Genomic DNA, 18,283 nt, shown 5'->3' on the forward strand with positions numbered 1-18,283 from the left:
TCTAACATATTTACGGGCTGCAACAGCAAAAAAACGGGTCAAGAAGCATTTACGTCGCAATTTCTGTTAACTTTAAAAAATATAAGCCAAATTACCTGTAACCGTCTGTGATGAACTCATACCTTAAAAATATCCTGTTCATTTTTTTATGCTGTACTTGTCGGATCGCCGTTGCACAAGATCTGAAATTCAAACACATCGGTCTTGATGCGGGACTCTCCAACAGTACCATTGAATGCATCATCCAGGACCACCGGGGTTTCATCTGGTTCGGTACACGCGACGGACTGAACAAGTATGATGGCTTACAAATCACAGTCTACAGGAACAGTAAAGATAAGAACAGTTTATCGGACAATTTCATCCGCCACATTTATGAGGACAAAAACAAAAAACTCTGGATCGGCACCTCCCGGGGGTTGAACTGTTTTGACCCCGAAAGCAATAGTTTTAAACGTTATCCTTCCGCCCCCCTAACCAAAAAATTCCCAGGCAACAACGACATCAGGGCGATTGAAGAATACGGCAATGGACTTTGGATCGCTTCCTTGAACGGGCCTCTTGCCTTTCTGAACACAAAAACGAATGCCATCAGCCGTTTTAACTACCAGACCAACGACATACATACCGATAAAAAAGGCAACCTCTGGATTGCTACCGACAAAGGTTTATACCGGTACGATACAAAAAAAGCTCAATTCCAGATGGTGGGAGGTCTCTCCAGCTATAACCTTCGCGTCATTGCCGGTTCGGGCGATGGTACGTTGTGGCTGGGTACGGAGGAACAGGGCATGATCGCTTATCAACCGCGATCCGGCAATATCAAACGCTACAGGCATGAGGAAACCAATGCCAATAGCCTTGGAAGTGACCTTGTGCGAGCCATCGTGGTTGATGAATCAGATCAGCTCTGGATAGGTGGCATTAATGGTGGATTGGACCATTTCAACCCCCGGACAGCTATTTTCAAAAACTACCAGAATGAACCCGGCAACACACAAAGCCTGTCGCAAAGAACCGTCTCTGCCATCTGCCGCGACCGGCAGAACAACCTTTGGGTAGGTACACATCGTGGAGGCGTTAACCTCTATACCCCAGGAGCGGAAAGGTTCAAACTCGTACAGCAGGAACTCAATAAAAACAGCCTGAGTTATAATGATGTCAAAGCCTTTTTTGAAGATGAAAACGGCAACCTCTGGATCGGAACAGATGGAGGCGGATTAAATTTCTATGACCGGCAGGCCCGCCGCTTCAGCCATTATAAATTTGATCCCTTCAGACCCATGAGCCTCGGATCCAATGCGGTACTGAGCATCACCGAAGATCGCTTCAGACAACTTTGGATTGGTACCTGGGCAGGCGGACTCAACCTGATGAACAAAACTTCAGGTACATTCACCCGCTTTACAAATAATCCCGCTAACCCAAACTCCATCTCCTCCAACTATGTACAGACCACTTTTGAAGACAGCAAAGGCAACTTGTGGATAGGCACTTACTATGGTGGTTTAAACCTCATGGACAGAGGAAGCAAAACGTTCAGCCGACTGGTACAGGGAGCCAACAACACAAAAATAAGCGGCGAAAACATCATCTCCATCAATGAAGACCAACACCAGAACCTCTGGATAGGTACCGATGACGGAGGGTTAAACTGCTACAACCTGAACTCAAAGATCATCACACATTACTTCTTAAATGAAGAAAACAGGCCGGACCTGCGTATCATTTTCATCGACAGCAAGAAAAGGTTATGGATTGGTCAGGCAGGACTATACTTGTTCAACCCGACTAAAAACAGCTTTTCTATTTATACCACTAAAGCCGGACTGTCCACTGATTTCATCAAAGGCATCACAGAAGATGACCTTGGCAACTTCTGGATTGCCACCTCCAGGGGCCTCACCAGGTTTAATCCAGAAACCTTAAGATCTACTTCCTACAGCAAAGCTGACGGCCTCCAGGGGCAGGAATTCGAAGCCAATGCATTCCTCAAAACAAAAAAGGGAGAGATGTTCTTCGGCGGCGTAAATGGCTTCAACTCGTTCTTTCCCGAAGCCATCAAAACCAGCCCTTTCAGCCCTCCGGTATACATCACAGAATTTCAAATCTTCAATAATAAAATGCTGCCGGGCGCAGCAGACTCACCTCTGGAAAAAGACATCAGTTTTACCAACGACATTGTGCTTTCCCACAAGCAGTCTACTTTCTCTTTCAGTTTTGCCGGACTGAATTACACGGCAGCGCAAAACAACAAATATGCCTACAAGCTGGAAGGGCTGGACAAAGAATGGAACTATGCGGGAAATACCACCAAAGCATTTTATACCAACCTGGATCCCGGAGATTATACTTTCACCGTAAAGGCGTCCAATAATGACGACAACTGGAATACCAAAGGCACTTCCGTGCACATCCGCATCACGCCACCATTCTGGGCCACCTGGTGGTTCAGGATGTTCATTGCATGTGTGGTAACGGGAATCGCTTACGTACTGCTCAGCTTTAAGCGCAAAATGGAAATCCGTGCCTTCGAAGAGAAAAAACGCGAGGAAATGCACCAGATCCAGCTGCAGTTCTTTACAAACATCTCTCATGAATTCAGAACGCCCCTGTCGTTGATCCTCGGCCCCATAGACCGGCTGCTAAAAGAAGATTCCAAAGCTGCCTTTCTCCATTATTACAAAACCATCCACCGCAATGCCAACCGGCTATTGAGCCTCATCGACGAGCTCATGGATTTCAGGAAGATTGAGTCAGGTGCACTCCAGCTGAAAGTCATGCCAGGCAACATCAACCTCTTCATCGAAGAGGTCGCAGAGGAGTTCAGCGAGATGGCAAAGGAAAAACAAATCAGCTTCCGTGTAAAACAACTGGTGCGGTCGGAAGAAACCTGGTTCGACAGGCAGGTCATTGAAAAGATCGTGCTCAACCTCATCAACAACTCCTTGAAATATACCCGGCAGGGAGGGGAAGTCCTGCTGGAAATCCTGGATAACCGGGATGATTTCCGTCCGATGTATGAAAACCAGCTCAGCATCACTAACCCCTATCAGGGCAAACAATACGTCTACATCCGCGTGGCCGACAGTGGCATTGGCATTTCGAAGGAATCCATCAACCATTTGTTTGAACGTTATTACCGGATTACTGAATCTCACCTTGGGTCTGGCGTGGGACTGGCTTTCGTCAAGAGTCTTGCCATGTTACATAAGGGCAAAATACAGGTGTCTAGCGAGCGTCACCAGGGCACCGAAATCATCATTGGCGTGCCTTGCAGCAAATCCGACTACCAGCCTGAGGAATTCTGGGGTCAAAGCAATGAACAAGGGGGCACCAGACTAGAGAGCATCAGCTACAAATCGGACCCCTTTTTACCTGCAGACATTCCCCAACCTACGGAAGCAACACTTTTAAATAAACACATTTTAATTGTTGATGACAATGAAGAACTCAGGTCCTTCCTGAAAGATACCTTGAGTCCTTTTTATGAAATCTCAGAAGCTGAAGATGGATATGAGGGTCTGCAAACGGCAAAAGAGAAGTTCCCCGACCTGGTCATCAGTGATGTTATGATGCCCGGAATGACAGGCACCCAATTTTGTAAAGCCTTGAAGGAAGACCTGGAGACCAGTCACATTCCTTTCCTGATGCTTACAGCAAAAAACAGTGTGGAAGCCGAAATCGAAGGTGCCGAATCTGGTGCCGATATGTATTTCAGCAAACCCATCAACATCAATCTACTGCTGATCAATATTAAAAACATCCTGGAGCAACGACAGAAACTAAAAGACCATTACCTGAAAAACCATCAGGCAGACCTGATTGAGCTGGTACATTCCAGTAAAGACAAGGAATTCATGGAAACCCTCCTGAACATCATCAACGGCCACCTCATCAATCCCGAAATGGACATTGATTTTTTATGTTCTGAGATTGGCATGAGCCGTACTAAGCTGTATCAAAAGATCAAAACCATCACGGGCCAGTCGATCGGCGAGTTCATACGCTCCATCCGCCTCCGGAAAGCAGTAGAAATCATGACTCAGGAGGATGTGCTGCTGACGGAAGTGATGTATCGGGTAGGCATTCAAACCCAGTCCTACTTTACTAAAGCATTTAAGAAAGAGTTTGGAAAGACGCCTACGCAATATTTACAGTCGAGAAACAAATAGCCATGATCTAGCGGATAAGCTGACTTTTAGAACGGTTACCTCCTGATGACGACGATTTTATCTGCATACTCGACGTTGCAGGAACCTACAACGCCAATCCGGAGCTGCTGTCAGCATCAAGGTACAACACCACATGTTCATGGCTATTCAATACGGTAGAGGGATATTTCGTACTGAGTTCCTCCTGAAAGGTATTGCTGACCGCCTTTGCCTTCAACTTACCCGGAACCACACAACTGATGAATCCAGCCTTCATCAATGCCGGTATGGTTAAGGTAAGTGCCGCTGTTGGCACCTGATCAAGATGGGTAAAACAGCCATCATTCACCTGTTGTACCCTGCATTCCTGATCCAACATGACCATCTTCACTACTGCAGGATCATTGAAATCAGCAACCGGCGGATCGTTGAAAGCAAGATGTCCATTCTCTCCTATTCCCATACAGACGATGTCAACGGGAAAGTCTTTCAGCAGGAGCGCATACCGCTCACATTCGACATTGATGTCCGCAGCATTGCCATTCAGGTAGTGAACAGCGCGGAATGGATACCTGTCAAAAATGCGTTCTTTCAGGAAATTGCCGAAGGCCTGTGGTGCATCGGCAGGAAGCCCGATATATTCATCCATATGAAAAGCATTAATCCTACTCCATTGGACAGGATGTTCAGACAGCGACTCCAGAAACTCATTCTGGGAAGGCGCAGCAGCAAAGATGACATTTATTGCCTCCTTCTCCTGCAGCAGATGGTCCACTACTACGGCAAAACCTTCAGCCGCTGCTTTGCCCATCTGTACCCTGGACCCATAAATTTTAACATTAATATTGTTCTTCATTTCAAATAATTGACGTTAAACGATCTGCATATTATTAAACTTTGCTAAGCTTCCTCTCCAGCCAGGAATTCCAGCCTTCCGAAGCTTTCCATCCGATGAAAATCGGGCTCTGCAGCATCTATCCTATTCCAGCTTAAAAAATGCGGCTGCGGCAGGCCATCTCCACATTTGTAAAAATTACCGCGGGCCTGCAGCCGACCGAAAGAATTGATCTGATGATGCACAAAGATCTCCTTTGGAATGACCAGCAAGATCTCCCAGTGGTAACCTTTTTGTTCGATAGGAAGCTTCGAATTGATCCTGGAGGAAAAACCAATCTTACTGATCATTTCCAGCGATATCAGGTCGCGGTTTTCGCGCCGGGAACCGTACCCGATTTTGGTAAAACCAAGGCAGTTGAACTCCAGGTTATAATAACATTCGTCATCATCGAAGGCGACAAAAAACTCTACACAGCTGTCGTTATGGATGTCCCCATTATTGACTTCTCTCGCAGCCAGGTATTTCTCCTGTATTTTATATTTCAGCAAAATCGCATTCCCGTTATGCGCAATGCTAAACTCCACCTTGGTATCCGTACTGAACGCAGGCCATGGCTCACAGGATATCGGTTCCTGGTTCAGGATCTCCATTTTTGCCATGAGCAAATTGGTGTCCCTGAACTCACCACACTCGATATAGGAAATGTTTAATGTCTTCACAAGAGCATGTCTAATGTATTCACAGATGCGTTGCTGGTAGCGATGACGAAGTGTATACCATGCGACCACCAACAATAGTAGTATCTACCCGAATGTCCTTATCGAACAGGATCAGGTCGGCGTCTTTATTTTTACTGATGCTGCCTTTCTGATACTGGATGTTCAATATTTTTGCTGGTGTCTCCGTCATCATATGCACGGCGTCAGATAGACTGACTTCCGCAAGTTCCATCATATTCCTGACCAGACGGTCGGCTGTAGCCACACTGCCGGCAAAAGCTGACCGGTCCGGGAGCTTCGCCACACCGTCCTCAACGATCACCTCCATCCCGCTCTTTAGACTACCCAGGATGCTCCTGCCTTCAGGCATTCCCGCTGCCCTCATGGCATCGGTAATCAGGGCAATGTTTTCCAGCCCCTTGATCTTATACACCAGTTTTAAAAGTGGCGGAGGAAGGTGTATCCCATCAGCAATGATTTCCACCGTCATCTCGTCCAGCAAATAGGCGCTTTCGACCACCCCTGCAAAGCGGTACGCATTTCGCCGGGACACCCCGGACATGCAGGAATAAAAATGCGTAGCATGACTGTACCCTACTTTCCAGGCCTCCATTACTTCTTCGTAAACGGCATCCGTATGTGCGATGGCTGCCAGGATACCTTTCTCTTTAAGTGTCCTCCCGAATTCTAACGCACCAGGCAGCTCCGGTGCAGCACTCCAACGCCTGATGACGTCAGTGCCGGCCAGGATTTCCATATATTCTGCGGGATCGGGATTTCTGATGTACTTCGGATCCTGGGCACCTTTTTGAGCCATCGAAAAATAAGGCCCTTCAATGTGCAAACCTATAAATTGTGCACCTTCTGTATTCTTCAAATCTGCATTTTCATAAGTTTTGATGGTATCCATCAGATCCTGATGTTCGCAGCTCAGGGTGGTAGGCATCATTGAAGTCGTGCCGTACTTCGCATGAGTTTTGGCAATTGCCAAAAAAGCTGGTACAGTATTGTCCATGAAATCACGCCCACCGCCACCATGCACATGGAGATCTATAAAACCAGGAGAAAGGTATTTACCTCCCGCATTGATGTGGACTGCGGAAGGGATGTCGATATTTTTGTCACCAACTTCTACAATTTTATCATCAGCAATGACAACGGTGCCATCTTGCACGATTCGCCCTGGTGTAAGGATGTTTGCATTATAAATCTTTGTGTATCTCATAGGGATGGTATTTCTGAGGTTTCCAGTGTTTTAGACTATGACCGTAGAATGCATAAAAAATCAGGTAGAGGTAACATGGTACCAGCACCAGATAGGCTTCACGAAGACCAAACTGGTCGGCAAAATAGCCGTAGATTAAAGGCATAATGGCGTTGCCGCAAAGTCCCATGATCAATAGCGAGGCACCCGTTTTGATAAACCGGCCCAGGTTGTCCAGGGCCAATGGCCATACGCCGGCCCAGATCATGGAATTGGCAAATCCCAGCAATACGATTAACCATACCGACACATCGGTACGGTGCCCAAAAAGGTCAACCTGACCCTTGAGAAAAAGGATCAATACACTGAGTACCAAACCCAGTACCGTGCATATTTTCAGGGCGGTCAGCTGACTCACCAGTTTTGGTATAAAGGAGATGCCAAGAAGGTATCCAGCTATAGTCGCAGTTAAGGTATACGAAGGAAATGTTTTTGCCTCCAGGAAGCTCATCCCATGCTGCGAAGCATAACTCACCACGCTGTCGACCGCAATCACCTGGGAGCCCACATGAAAAAAGATGGCCAGGGCACCCAGCACCAGATGGGGAAAATCGAAAATACTTTTTTTACCAGCATTGGTAACAGCCAGCGTTTCATCTTCGTGATCTGTATCAATCTCGGGTAATGGAGAAAGCCTGACCAGAAAGCCCAGCACCAGCAATACCAGCGCCACCACAGCATAAGGCAGCACCACCCGGCCGATGATCTCATCAAGCACAACCTCCTTCGCTTCTCCTTTCATCAGGGTGACCTGCCTGAACAGCTCATGGTCAGTTTCAGGACGCAGGATGACTGCCGCAAAAAGCAGCGGAGCAATAATACCTGCCAGCTTATTACAGATTCCCATCACGCTGAAGCGCTGAGCTGCCCTTTCCTTTGGGCCGAGGATCGTAATGTATGGATTTGCAGCAGTCTGCAGAATAGATAGCCCCACACCAATGGTAAACAGCCCTGTAAGAAACAAGGGATAAGTCCTCGTTAATCCGGCAGGCACAAAAAGTAGCGCACCTAATCCCATCGCCCAGAAACCACACATCATGCCTTTTTTGAAACCAATCTTCTTCAGGAGCCGCCCGGCCGGTAGCGACATCACCAGATAGGCGATATAAAAGGCAAAGGCCACCAGGTACGACTCAAAGTTATTCAGCTCAAAAGCAATCTTAAAAAAGGGGATCAGGATGGCATTGATCCAGGTCACAAAGCCGAAAATGAAAAACAATAAACCAATGATAGAGATCGAGATGAGTGTATCCCTGGAGTTTAGGGAAGAAGCCTGAACGCTTTTTTCTGGTAATGCCATCTTGAGCTGATCTAACTGAATGTTTACTTAACAGGGTGACTTAACTTACTTTTTAGCAGCTCAAACCGGCTGTTGCGGAGCTGGTTTTCAACCTGAATTTCATCGGCAAATAACAGGTGACGGTTGAGTGCTTCAAACCTGCTGTTCAGTTGACCCGGATCAAGCGTATGAAGTCGCTTAAGTAATTCCGGCGCCCGATCTATAGTGTATGAAGCTGAATTCATCTCACTTTCAATCAGAATACAACTCAGATAAAAGACCCGGATATCGCTCATCAGCAGGTAATGGGCAAACTCTTCTTTATTTTTCAGGGGCTTCAGCGACTGAAGCTCCCGGGAGTTCTGCCTGGCGCTATCCAAAAGGGATGCGATACTTAATCCTGGCTGACTGACTTTTCCCTGGTTGACCTCATACGGTGCGCGTTGCAATGCCGTCCAGAATAAGGTGGCCTGTCTGGCATCTAATCCGTAGGTATCGCGACTATACCGGTCCACAAACTGATCAATATCGAAGTCCCGCGTATTTTTCATCTGGTCAAAATATGCAGTAATGAGCATGCGAAAGCCGGAAATGGGATATACCCTTCGGATGGCTTGCAGGTCGATGAAATCTGAAGTAGATTCCCGTATCCCGGAATACAATCCTGAGGTCGACCAGGAGGTCATCACCATTCCCTGATAACCGAGATCTTTTGCCTGGGGGATGAACATGCGGATATTTTCAAAATGTTTTCTCCACTCTGTCAGGAAGTAATTATCGGGATGGCTTCTGATGGATGGCGAGCCCCAGACCTCAAAGCCTCCTTTTGTCAGTTGATCATGATCTCCAAACCGGTTCAGGGCCCATCCGTAGTTCCAGTCCACAAAGATTGTTTCCTTAGGCAGGCCCACCAGGGCATCCGGATAATTCAAAGCGATGTCTGCCCATATGACCGGCCTTTTACCCAGGCTGACCACAACCTCACACAACATCTTGATGTAATCGCCGTACAGCCTTCCCTTTCCTACCGCAGCGACTTTCTTCTTGGATTCTTCTGAATGCCCGAGCAGGTAAGTCTCATCCCCCCCAATGTGTATGTAAGGAGAATTGTGGGTAGCAATCATATCTTTGAACAAGTCTGTAAACAAAGCCTTACACTCCGCTTCTTTTAGCGGATTTACCTGAGAAAAGTCCTTCTGGTCTTCCCTGATCTCCTTGTAACGATAGTGCCTCAGGATGTATTCCACATGCCCAAAACTCTGCTGGAGAGGGATTACATCGATGTTCAGTGATTTGCAGTAGTCGATAAAACTCTTCACCTCTTCCCTGGTATAGGCGTACTGCCCGGTAATCACACTGTGTTTTTCATAAGGGTATGACGCTTCCCATTCCATGATCAGGGTATTGAAGCCGTTTTTGCTGAGCTGAAGGGCAAATTCCCGCAAGGCGGGCATTTTCATTACCTGTACCCTCAGGTCAAGATGGAAGCCTCTTATTTTGAAGGACTCGCCAGAGCCGGCAGGGTTCATTACCTGTGCATAACTAAACCCTCCAAACAGCAGCAACATCACCAGCATCAGCCTGAGTAGCGCAAACCTGTATTTTACTTTTATTGACCTCATATCTCAGATTATCTTCCTGTATTGATTTAATTTTAATGTTAACCGGCTGATTTAAATGTTCCGTCGCTGAAATTTAATATTTCCCTCATGATTATCGGCTTGTCGCACATTTCTCCTGCTCCTCCCCAGCTAAATAAACACCAGTCGCCAATAAGAACGTGTACGTTAACGAAAATCAGGTAAAAAAAATGAAGCGTATTGTAACTTCAACTCCGATTTACCGTTAAAACAACGAATAACTCATTCGTTAACGTACACGAATATATTATATAACTTTTAAAATTCAAATATTAAGCTCGATAAAATAATCAGTTTCTGTAATAAAGATAATTTTCTTTCGTAATGATGTCGATTGGCATGTATTGCAACTGCTCCACAGTTGGGGCACTGATCAGGTGCTGATAAAGCGACATCAGCCCGCGGTATCCCTGCTCCTGGGGTTTCTGACAAATCAGAAAATCAATAGTTCCGTTTTTCAGGTACGCAATGTTTTCCTCCAGGAAGTCATAACCAATGAGCTGTACGCCCTCAATCGCATTTTCCTGTAAAAACCGGGCAACTGAAGACACCCTTGAATTGGTCACAAAAACCAGATCCGGTTTATTCAGGTCAAACAGTTCAAGCAGTCTTTGCTGCACAGCATCATATGACGTCTCATTGATGTCCACCTTGCCAACTTCAATTGAGAGATCATGAGCAGCAAGACAGGCCCTAAACCCTTCTTCCTTCTTCAGCAGATGGTGCTGAAAGGTAATTTCCCTGGATATATTGACAATCAGGACCTGTTGTGCTTCCTTAACCAGATACTTCGTGAGATGGCCGGCCAGGTATCCGCTCTGGAAAAGATCCGGACCGATATAGGCGACCCTGGGCTGATGCTCAAGATCGGAATTGATCAATACAAAAGGCAGATCACGCTTCGCGCAGTTGTCCAGGAAATCCATAGCTTCCTCCTCGAACATCGGTGCCAGCAGTATACCATCATACCCATTATCGAGGATAACTGCACACTGGTCCCTGAAGGTCTTTTTGTTGTTCTGATCAAAGAAGTAAAAATCTGCGGACACCCCAAAATTCCTGATTTCCGAGGCAGCCTCATTGATCCCTTTCAGGGGCGCATTCCAGTAACCGGTTTCATTGGAGACCGCGGGGATCAGGGCCGCAATCCTGATCACCTTTTTTGAAGCCAGCATCCGCGCCATGATGTTGGGCTGATAGTCCAGCTCAGCAATGATCTGCAGTACCTTCTCCTTGGTTTTTACTGATACTCCAGTGCGGTTATTGATTACCCGGTCAACAGTACCTATCGAAACTTTGGCCAGCCTTGCAATCTCTTTTATGCCCTTTGTAGTCTCCTGTTCCTTTTTCATGATCCTGCAAAGGTAGTTATAATGCAATGCAGTTCAAGAAGAAAGCCCCTTACGGCAGCTCACAGCATTCCTGAAGCCTTCCCTAATTGGCGTTCTTCTTTAACCATTCCAGTCTTCTCTGATCTGCGAGGTGTTTTACCTCAAAGTTTTCGAATTTAGCGGTAAAGCCTTTTCCATCCGGACTTGCCCCCATTACACCGACCATTACCGGGTGGTTGTCCTGAAGATAGGCGTTCCGCATCATCTGATAGGTTTTGTCATCGTAAGAATAAAAGATTTCCACCGCATCCAGCCTCCTGACAGCTTTTATCCATACAAAGGGAGGTGTTTTTTCCAAAGTAATCACACTCCAGTCGCTGGTTTTGTGGGTGACTACCGTACTCAGGTTATATTTGCCATCCACAAACTCAATCCCCGCTTTGATGTAGTTTTCATGATCAATGCGGAGCATCAGCCCTGCCTGGTCAAAACGGGCTTTGTAATCACCGGTGATTTTCACTTTCGCCTCAAACTCACCACCATACGTACTATGGTAAAAAGGAGCGTCATCGACTGTAAACCCGTAGTGCGAAATCCTCCAGTAATCACTTTGAGGCGTTACAAACATACTCAGGAAATTACCTTTAATTTCCCATTTCCCTGGCTCATTAAACCATTGCATCTTTTCAAGACTTTGAGCAAAACCCAGGTGGGCAAATGCGAGGGCGGCTACAGACAAGATCAGTTTCTTCATTTTCATATATTGGATAACCATTAATATTTTTACCTTGACAAAGGTATATCACTGGAAAACAACAGTCAATACTGATAAATAACCATAAGATGAACATTGCCACCTCCCTCAACGAAGAATTACTGAACCAGGTTTTCGGAGATCATCAGGAAATGCAGCTGAACTTGTCCTTCTATCAGAATACAGCGATGATGTATGCCAGAACGGAAAACTCCATCGCTGTCCTGAGTGATATGAAAGCCAATGTCAGCTACCTCTATAAAGGGGCTGTCGCAGAAAGGCTTGGCTTTTCTGAAGACACCCTTTCCAATGAGCTCAACTCCATCTGGGAAGATGAGATTTTCAGTAGGATCCATCCGGAGGACCTGATCAACAAACACCTGCTGGAATTACAGTTTTTCAATATGCTGAAGAGTGTGCCCATTGCAGAAAGGGTAAACTTTTATGTATACAGCAAAATCAGGATCCTCAATGCGGAGGGCACATATACCTATATCAAACACCGGATGTTTTACATCAGCAGTTTCCCAAATGGAAGCCTATGGCTCGCTTTGTGTCTTTACAACATGCTGGATGAAGACCTTCCCATAGACAAGCCCGAGCGTGCGATTGTCAATTCTGCAACCGGGGAGATCATCAAACCTGATGATCAGAAGACCAGCAACATCCTATCGGTACGTGAAAAAGAAATACTTACCCTGATCAGAAGTGGAAAGATGAGTATAGAAATTGCCGACTTATGTTCGATCAGCATCAATACCGTAAATAGACACCGTCAGAATATCCTTGAGAAACTAAGGGTAAGTAACTCACATGAAGCGTGTAGAATTGCGGAACTCATGCGGTTGATTTAATTTTGCAGTGATGAATTTTGTAACTTGGCATTAAAGTTTCACCAGAAAAATAACGCCATGAACAACAAAACACTGTCCGCAGCCGAAAAAGAATCTTTACTGGACATCCTGGAGGCCCGTTTTGAACAATATCCTAACCGTCATCAGGGACTGGAATGGAGCACAATACAGGCGAAGCTCGAAGCCAATCCCGAAAAGCTATGGTCGCTGAATGAAATGGAGAACACTGGCGGAGAACCGGACGTGGTTGGCTACGACAAAACCACCGACGAATACATATTCTTCGACTGCGCTCCAGAAAGCCCGAAGGGCCGTAGGAGTATCTGTTATGACCTGGAAGGACTGGAATCGCGGAAGGAATTTAAACCGGAGCATAACGCCATGGACATGGCCGCGGCGATGGGCGTCGAAATGCTGACTGAGGAACAGTCGCGGGAATTGCAGAGGCTGGGTAAGTTTGACACAAAAACCTCGAGTTGGATCCAGACCCCTGATGCTATCAGAAAACATGGTGGCGCTCTTTTTTCAGATCGACGCTACGACCATGTCTTTGTATATCATAATGGCGCTTCCTCTTACTATGCTGCCCGGGCATTTCGTGGCTCCCTGAGGGTAGGTTAGAAAAACAAACCCGGTGATCTCAGCCAATTATAATTTAAAATAAAATGCCTTAGCCAGATAATTTATGTGGCTAAGGTATTTTCTAAACCGCAGAAGATGCAGTCGTATCGGCATCAGTCCCTTTCTGATCTTCCGGCGCTTTTTCTCCGCTATCCCCGTCTTTAGTCACGAAATCCCCATTTTCGTCATAAGCCTTATCCGAATCACTGCCAGCCAGCTCATTTTCTGGGATTACACCTTCTTTTTTATTTTCTTTGTTTTTCTCTTCCTGATTTTCCATAACGATCTTATTTACTGAAAAGAACAACTCCGGACTCAGGCTGTTTTAATTAAATCATCCACCTTTCAGACTATTAATTATGAATACTTGGGATTGCCCGCAAGTACTGCATGCAGGGACGAGGCTAAAATCTCCACAGCCTTTGTCATCTCCTGATGATCAAGGTGCCCAAAGCCCAGACGAGTTGCTGTGACAGTTTTTGTTTGATACAGTATGGTTTTCGGCAAAAACAAGCCATTTGCAGCACAAACTTTCTGCAGGTTGATCAGGTTGAACCTGTCCAACCATTCTACCCAGATGGCCAGGCCGCGATGAGGGACCTGAAAACGGACATGATCTTTCAGTTTTTCATTCAGCAGTGCAACAAAAAGATCCCTTCGCTCTTTATACGTCTTTTTATTTTTCTTTGAAAGCCGGTGTACCTCCCCATCCTGGATCCAGTCTGTCAACACCTGCTCTTTGATCACATCTATACCCGGTTCGAGGATATTCTGATGTTTCTCCAGCTCTTTAATGAACACTGCAGGAGCAACAATAAATCCCCAGCCAAAACCTGAGGGCAATGATTTTCCGAACGAGCCGACGTATACCACACGTTTACTGTTACCAAAAGCGGCCAAAGGAAGAATCGGGCTATTGTCATAATGAAAATCAAAATCATAGTCGTCTTCCAGGATAACAAAACCAAAGTGCTCCGCCATTTCAAGGACTTCCATCCTCCTTTTTGCACTCAGCGGAATGGTGGTAGGATAATGATAATTGGAGGTCAGGTATAACAACCTGATCTGATGCTTCTGGCAAATCTCCCTCAGGTGATCGGTATTCATCCCTTCTCCGTCAACCGATACCGGAATGATCTGTGCTCCGCCATCAGACAGCGTCATATTGGAAAGGTAGTAACCTGGAGATGCCACAACCACCTTGTCGCCAGGATTTAATAACAATCGCGTCGCCAGGAACAGACTGATCTCATGACTGCTGGCAGTCAGCAGATTTGAGGTGGAAATCCTCAGACAACGCGTTAAATTCAAAAAGTTGGCAAACTGATCCTTAAAGCTGGAATGTGCATACGCCTGGATTTCCTGCCAGCTTCTCGTATTTTTTCTCCGCTTCAACTTCGAGGTATATAACCTCGCAAGCACATCGGTGTGTACAAGCCTCAAATCCGGCAACCCATCATTAAACTGAAAAGGAAGATTACTCACTTCCTTCGGATCTTCCAGCACAGAAGAGCGTTTGAAATCAAATCCGGTTTGCGTTGCAGAACCTTGTGAAGGATTCGAGGAATAGCCCTTTACGGCATTCTGCGGTCGCTGATCCGACAATATAAAAGTGCCAATATTTGCCTTCGTTTCGATGTATCCCTGCAATTCCAAATCTTCAAAAGCCTTGATGAGGGTGTTCCTGTTAACAGACAACAACCTGCACAAGATCCGTGTCCCGGGTAATTTCGTCCCCCCCGGTAGCACGCCCATTTGTATGGCTTTTATGAATTCAAAGACGAGCTGAAGGTAAAGTGCTGTGGATTCCTTGGGATTAAGGTGAATAAAACTTTTAAAGGGAATTTGAACCGGACCATCCATTTTCTAAAAACTGGTATACTTTAGTGGTACGGCAAGGTACTACTTTTGGCAAAACTTTAACGTAATGAGAATAATTTATTTTACCCTGCTGATCCTGCTCTGCATTAAAGTAAGGGCACAGGACGCACGGGATACAGCCATCAACATCAACGAGGTGGTGATCAACGAAAACAGATTCAGCACCCCCATCTCCAAACAAAACCGAAATGTTTACATTATTGACAAGGAGACCATAGCCAAGCTGCCGGCACGCAGCATTCAGGAAATCCTGCAATATGCCAATGGCGTCGATTTAAGACAAAGGGGGCCATTTGGAAGTCAGGTCGACATCAGCGTCGATGGTGGAAGTTTTGAGCAAACAGTAGTCCTATTGAACGGCACAAAAATTATTGATCCTCAAACGGCACACAACATGCTGAATTTGCCTATCCCGGTTGAAGCAATCGAAAGAATTGAGATCATACGTGGTCCGGCAGCAAGAATATATGGCATTAACAGCCTGACCGGTGCCATCAACATCATCACCAAAAAACAGGACCATTCTGGATTTCTAGTGAATGCCTACGGTGGTTCCAACTTTGAGAAAGACAGCGAAGGTACCGGCGATACCTTTTACGGCAGGGGCATTCAGCTCGGAACAGTACTAAGCTCGAAAAAACAACAGCATTCGCTTTTTGGCTCGCATGATAAAAGTAACGGATACAGGTATAACACCCAGTTTGAAAACAATAAGATATTTTACCAGGGTAATTATCAGATTGACAACTCAAATGAGATCATGACCTCTTTTGGTTATATCAATAATCACTTTGGAGCCAATGGTTTTTATGCCGCTCCGGGCGACAGGAATTCTTCTGAAGGCATTCAGACAACCATTGCTGCGGTACAGTCCAGGCATATCCTGTCGGAGCGCTGGACGCTTCTTCCGCGATTGAGCTACCGCTACAACGACGATGATTACCGCTATACCCCGACCACCGGAAGAAGCCGCCATTTCAGCAATTCATTGGCTGCTGAATTCAACACCTCCTATAAGATGAACAGCGGTGAGTTGGGCTTCGGTACAGAAGTACGAAGCGAAGACATCAACTCGTCAAACATTGGAGAGCACGACCGCAGGAACCTGGGGATTTACGGGCAGTATAGGACGTATTTACTTGAAAATCTGAACATCAACATCGGTGCCTATGCCAATTACAACTCCGATTACAAATGGCAGGTGTACCCGGGCCTTGATGCCAGCTACGCCATCACAAGCGGACTTAAGCTGGTTGGAAACATAGGAACCAGTCAGCGGACTCCTTCTTTTACCGATCTGTACCTAAATCAACGTCCAGGTAATATCGGCAACGCTTCCCTGACACCAGAAAACGCCTTCCAGGCAGAATTAGGTTTCAAATATGTCTATCGGAATTTCAGCCTCGACTCTTACTATTTTTACCGGAAAATCTCCAACTACATCGACTGGACAAGGGCAAGCACCAGCGAGCCATGGCAAAGTAATAACATGGGCAGCATGGTTACCGGAGGGTTCAACATCCGGTCAAACTACAGTATGGCGCTAAGCACTCAGGCGAAGCTCAATATCAACCTCGCTTATTCCTACCTGGATTCCGAGTTTCGCGATGGACAGCCTAACCTACAATCCAAGTACCTCATTTCATCACTCAAACATCAGGTAACGAATACTGTAGACCTACAGTATAAAAAATTCTCTGTTTTATTTGCCACGCGTTTTAGCGACAGGATTGCAGGTTCATCCTACTGGGTCAATGACTTTAGGTTAAGCCAGTCACTTCAGAAATTTACGGTTTATGTCGATGCTCAGAACATCTTCGATACCACCTATTCCGAGATTGGTACCATTCCACTTCCTTCACGCTGGTTTAGCCTGGGTATAAAGTTTGTCAATCTTTAAGTTCATAAAAAATCCTCTTCACGGTTTCGTGAAGAGGATAAAATATAGTTAATGCACTTATCTCGGAAACAGCCTCACCAGGTCTTCCTGAGGAAACAATACCGTTTTCCCTTGTGAATCCGCTTTCATGCCCACATACCAGCTCTGCACCTTTCCGCCCTGATAACCATACTTATTTGGCAGCTGAATCCCTGCGTTCATATAGCTATAGTTTACATCGTTGTCGATGAGGTATTCGTTCTTTCCGGCTTTTAGCAGAAAAACATACATCTCCCCTTCCAGGGGAGGTATTTTTATAAATTCCGACCATTGTTTTGGCTGAATATTCCTGGCGAGGTATATAACAGAGTTCACATCTGATCCATCTCCATAGACAATATCAGCTGCCACCCCCTCAGGGAAATCCAAATAAAACGCAATCTGTTCCAATCCTTCAATATCGGCTGGGTAAATGTAGTTCTCTGTCAACTTTTCCCCGTCATAGAAGAAGCTGAACGGCTTTTCCGCCGTAGCGTTATTTTCAATGATGCGCGTGTAAAGGACCTCACCTGTACTTTTCTTTTTCAGTTCCATGTTTATGGGATTTTCGCTTTCAAAAGCAATTTTACCACTAAACCGAACCCTGCCGTAGTACTCCCGGATCCTGACGCCGTCAAAATACTGTTCCAGCGTATCCCCCATCACGAAACCACTAAAGCTCGTTGGGCGTAAATCCTTAATCGGCACAATTGCCGGTTTTCCTTCTTTTTCACAAGAAGAAACGAAAATGGCCAATGCTGTCATTAGCACCATCCATGTATTATATATCTTTTTCATTTAATATCAATCTTGAGTCCGGAATTAAAAATTGTAGGAAAGGGAAAGGCTGAAGCTACGTCCCACATACCTTGTAAAAGTCTGACGATCCCCCACCTGTCTGGAATAACCGGCGCTGTTATCTGCGTATCCTTCTTCAAACTTATTGCTAAAGCCCCATTTGTATCTGTAAGCATCCTTCCATTCAAAGTTCAGCGGCGGTTTTGCATCAATGATCTCATAAGTAGAAGCA

Annotated in this window: 15 protein-coding genes; 4 read left to right on the top strand and 11 right to left on the bottom strand. The window is 45.9% G+C overall.

Translation table 11 applies throughout. The features are described 5' to 3' along the window. Window positions 1-110: 110 nt before the first annotated feature. Entirely contained in the window at window positions 111-4,175 is a 4,065-nt protein-coding gene (locus PBAL39_RS20930; RefSeq protein WP_008245315.1) for a hybrid sensor histidine kinase/response regulator transcription factor, read from the top strand. 85 nt (window positions 4,176-4,260) lie between these two features. Here PBAL39_RS20930 and PBAL39_RS20935 read toward each other — a convergent pair whose 3' ends face one another. From PBAL39_RS20935 to PBAL39_RS20965, 7 genes are all read right to left on the bottom strand, one after another. Further along, window positions 4,261-5,010, bottom strand: a complete 750-nt coding sequence (locus PBAL39_RS20935; protein WP_008245316.1) for a glucosamine-6-phosphate deaminase — start codon at window positions 5,008-5,010, stop codon at window positions 4,261-4,263. A 44-nt stretch (window positions 5,011-5,054) separates the two neighbouring features. Continuing rightward, complete coding sequence (locus PBAL39_RS20940; RefSeq protein WP_157274144.1) at window positions 5,055-5,711, bottom strand: carbohydrate-binding family 9-like protein; 657 nt, start codon at window positions 5,709-5,711, stop codon at window positions 5,055-5,057. Window positions 5,712-5,730: 19 nt separating this feature from the next. Next, window positions 5,731-6,936, bottom strand: a complete 1,206-nt coding sequence (nagA, locus tag PBAL39_RS20945; RefSeq protein ID WP_008245324.1) for an N-acetylglucosamine-6-phosphate deacetylase — start codon at window positions 6,934-6,936, stop codon at window positions 5,731-5,733. After that, window positions 6,914-8,275, bottom strand: a complete 1,362-nt coding sequence (locus PBAL39_RS20950; protein WP_008245325.1) for a sugar MFS transporter — start codon at window positions 8,273-8,275, stop codon at window positions 6,914-6,916. Before PBAL39_RS20950 ends, nagA begins: the two co-directional genes overlap by 23 nt. Window positions 8,276-8,298: 23 nt before the next feature. After that, window positions 8,299-9,876 (bottom strand): beta-N-acetylhexosaminidase, encoded by a 1,578-nt coding sequence (locus PBAL39_RS20955; RefSeq protein ID WP_008245327.1) that lies wholly within the window; start codon window positions 9,874-9,876, stop codon window positions 8,299-8,301. Window positions 9,877-10,184: 308 nt separating this feature from the next. Beyond that, window positions 10,185-11,246, bottom strand: coding sequence for a LacI family DNA-binding transcriptional regulator (locus tag PBAL39_RS20960; RefSeq protein ID WP_008245329.1), 1,062 nt, complete (start codon window positions 11,244-11,246; stop codon window positions 10,185-10,187). Window positions 11,247-11,328: 82 nt separating this feature from the next. After that, window positions 11,329-11,979, bottom strand: a complete 651-nt coding sequence (locus tag PBAL39_RS20965) for a DUF1349 domain-containing protein (RefSeq protein WP_039867343.1) — start codon at window positions 11,977-11,979, stop codon at window positions 11,329-11,331. A gap of 89 nt (window positions 11,980-12,068) precedes the next feature. Here PBAL39_RS20965 and PBAL39_RS20970 point away from each other — a divergent pair, with 89 nt between their 5' ends. Further along, a complete protein-coding gene (locus tag PBAL39_RS20970) occupies window positions 12,069-12,833 on the top strand; it encodes a LuxR C-terminal-related transcriptional regulator (protein ID WP_008245331.1) in 765 nt (254 codons plus the stop codon). A gap of 57 nt (window positions 12,834-12,890) precedes the next feature. After that, window positions 12,891-13,454, top strand: a complete 564-nt coding sequence (locus tag PBAL39_RS20975; RefSeq protein WP_039867344.1) for a DUF4256 domain-containing protein — start codon at window positions 12,891-12,893, stop codon at window positions 13,452-13,454. Window positions 13,455-13,536: 82 nt separating this feature from the next. Here PBAL39_RS20975 and PBAL39_RS20980 read toward each other — a convergent pair whose 3' ends face one another. Next, window positions 13,537-13,734 carry a hypothetical protein gene (locus tag PBAL39_RS20980; RefSeq protein WP_008245334.1) on the bottom strand — a complete coding sequence of 66 codons (198 nt, stop codon included), beginning with the start codon at window positions 13,732-13,734 and terminating at the stop codon, window positions 13,537-13,539. 77 nt (window positions 13,735-13,811) lie between these two features. Continuing rightward, complete coding sequence (locus tag PBAL39_RS20985) at window positions 13,812-15,317, bottom strand: PLP-dependent aminotransferase family protein (protein ID WP_008245335.1); 1,506 nt, start codon at window positions 15,315-15,317, stop codon at window positions 13,812-13,814. A gap of 64 nt (window positions 15,318-15,381) precedes the next feature. Here PBAL39_RS20985 and PBAL39_RS20990 point away from each other — a divergent pair, with 64 nt between their 5' ends. Then, window positions 15,382-17,235 carry a TonB-dependent siderophore receptor gene (locus PBAL39_RS20990; protein WP_008245336.1) on the top strand — a complete coding sequence of 618 codons (1,854 nt, stop codon included), beginning with the start codon at window positions 15,382-15,384 and terminating at the stop codon, window positions 17,233-17,235. A gap of 57 nt (window positions 17,236-17,292) precedes the next feature. Here the strand turns inward: PBAL39_RS20990 and PBAL39_RS20995 are convergent, their stop codons facing one another. Further along, entirely contained in the window at window positions 17,293-18,051 is a 759-nt protein-coding gene (locus PBAL39_RS20995; protein ID WP_008245337.1) for a hypothetical protein, read from the bottom strand. Window positions 18,052-18,075: 24 nt separating this feature from the next. Continuing rightward, window positions 18,076-18,283: hypothetical protein (locus PBAL39_RS21000; RefSeq protein WP_008245338.1), on the bottom strand; the 208-nt coding region annotated here is incomplete at its 5' end.

The sequence above is a fragment of the Pedobacter sp. BAL39 genome (assembly GCF_000170795.1).
Taxonomy (GTDB): domain Bacteria; phylum Bacteroidota; class Bacteroidia; order Sphingobacteriales; family Sphingobacteriaceae; genus Pedobacter.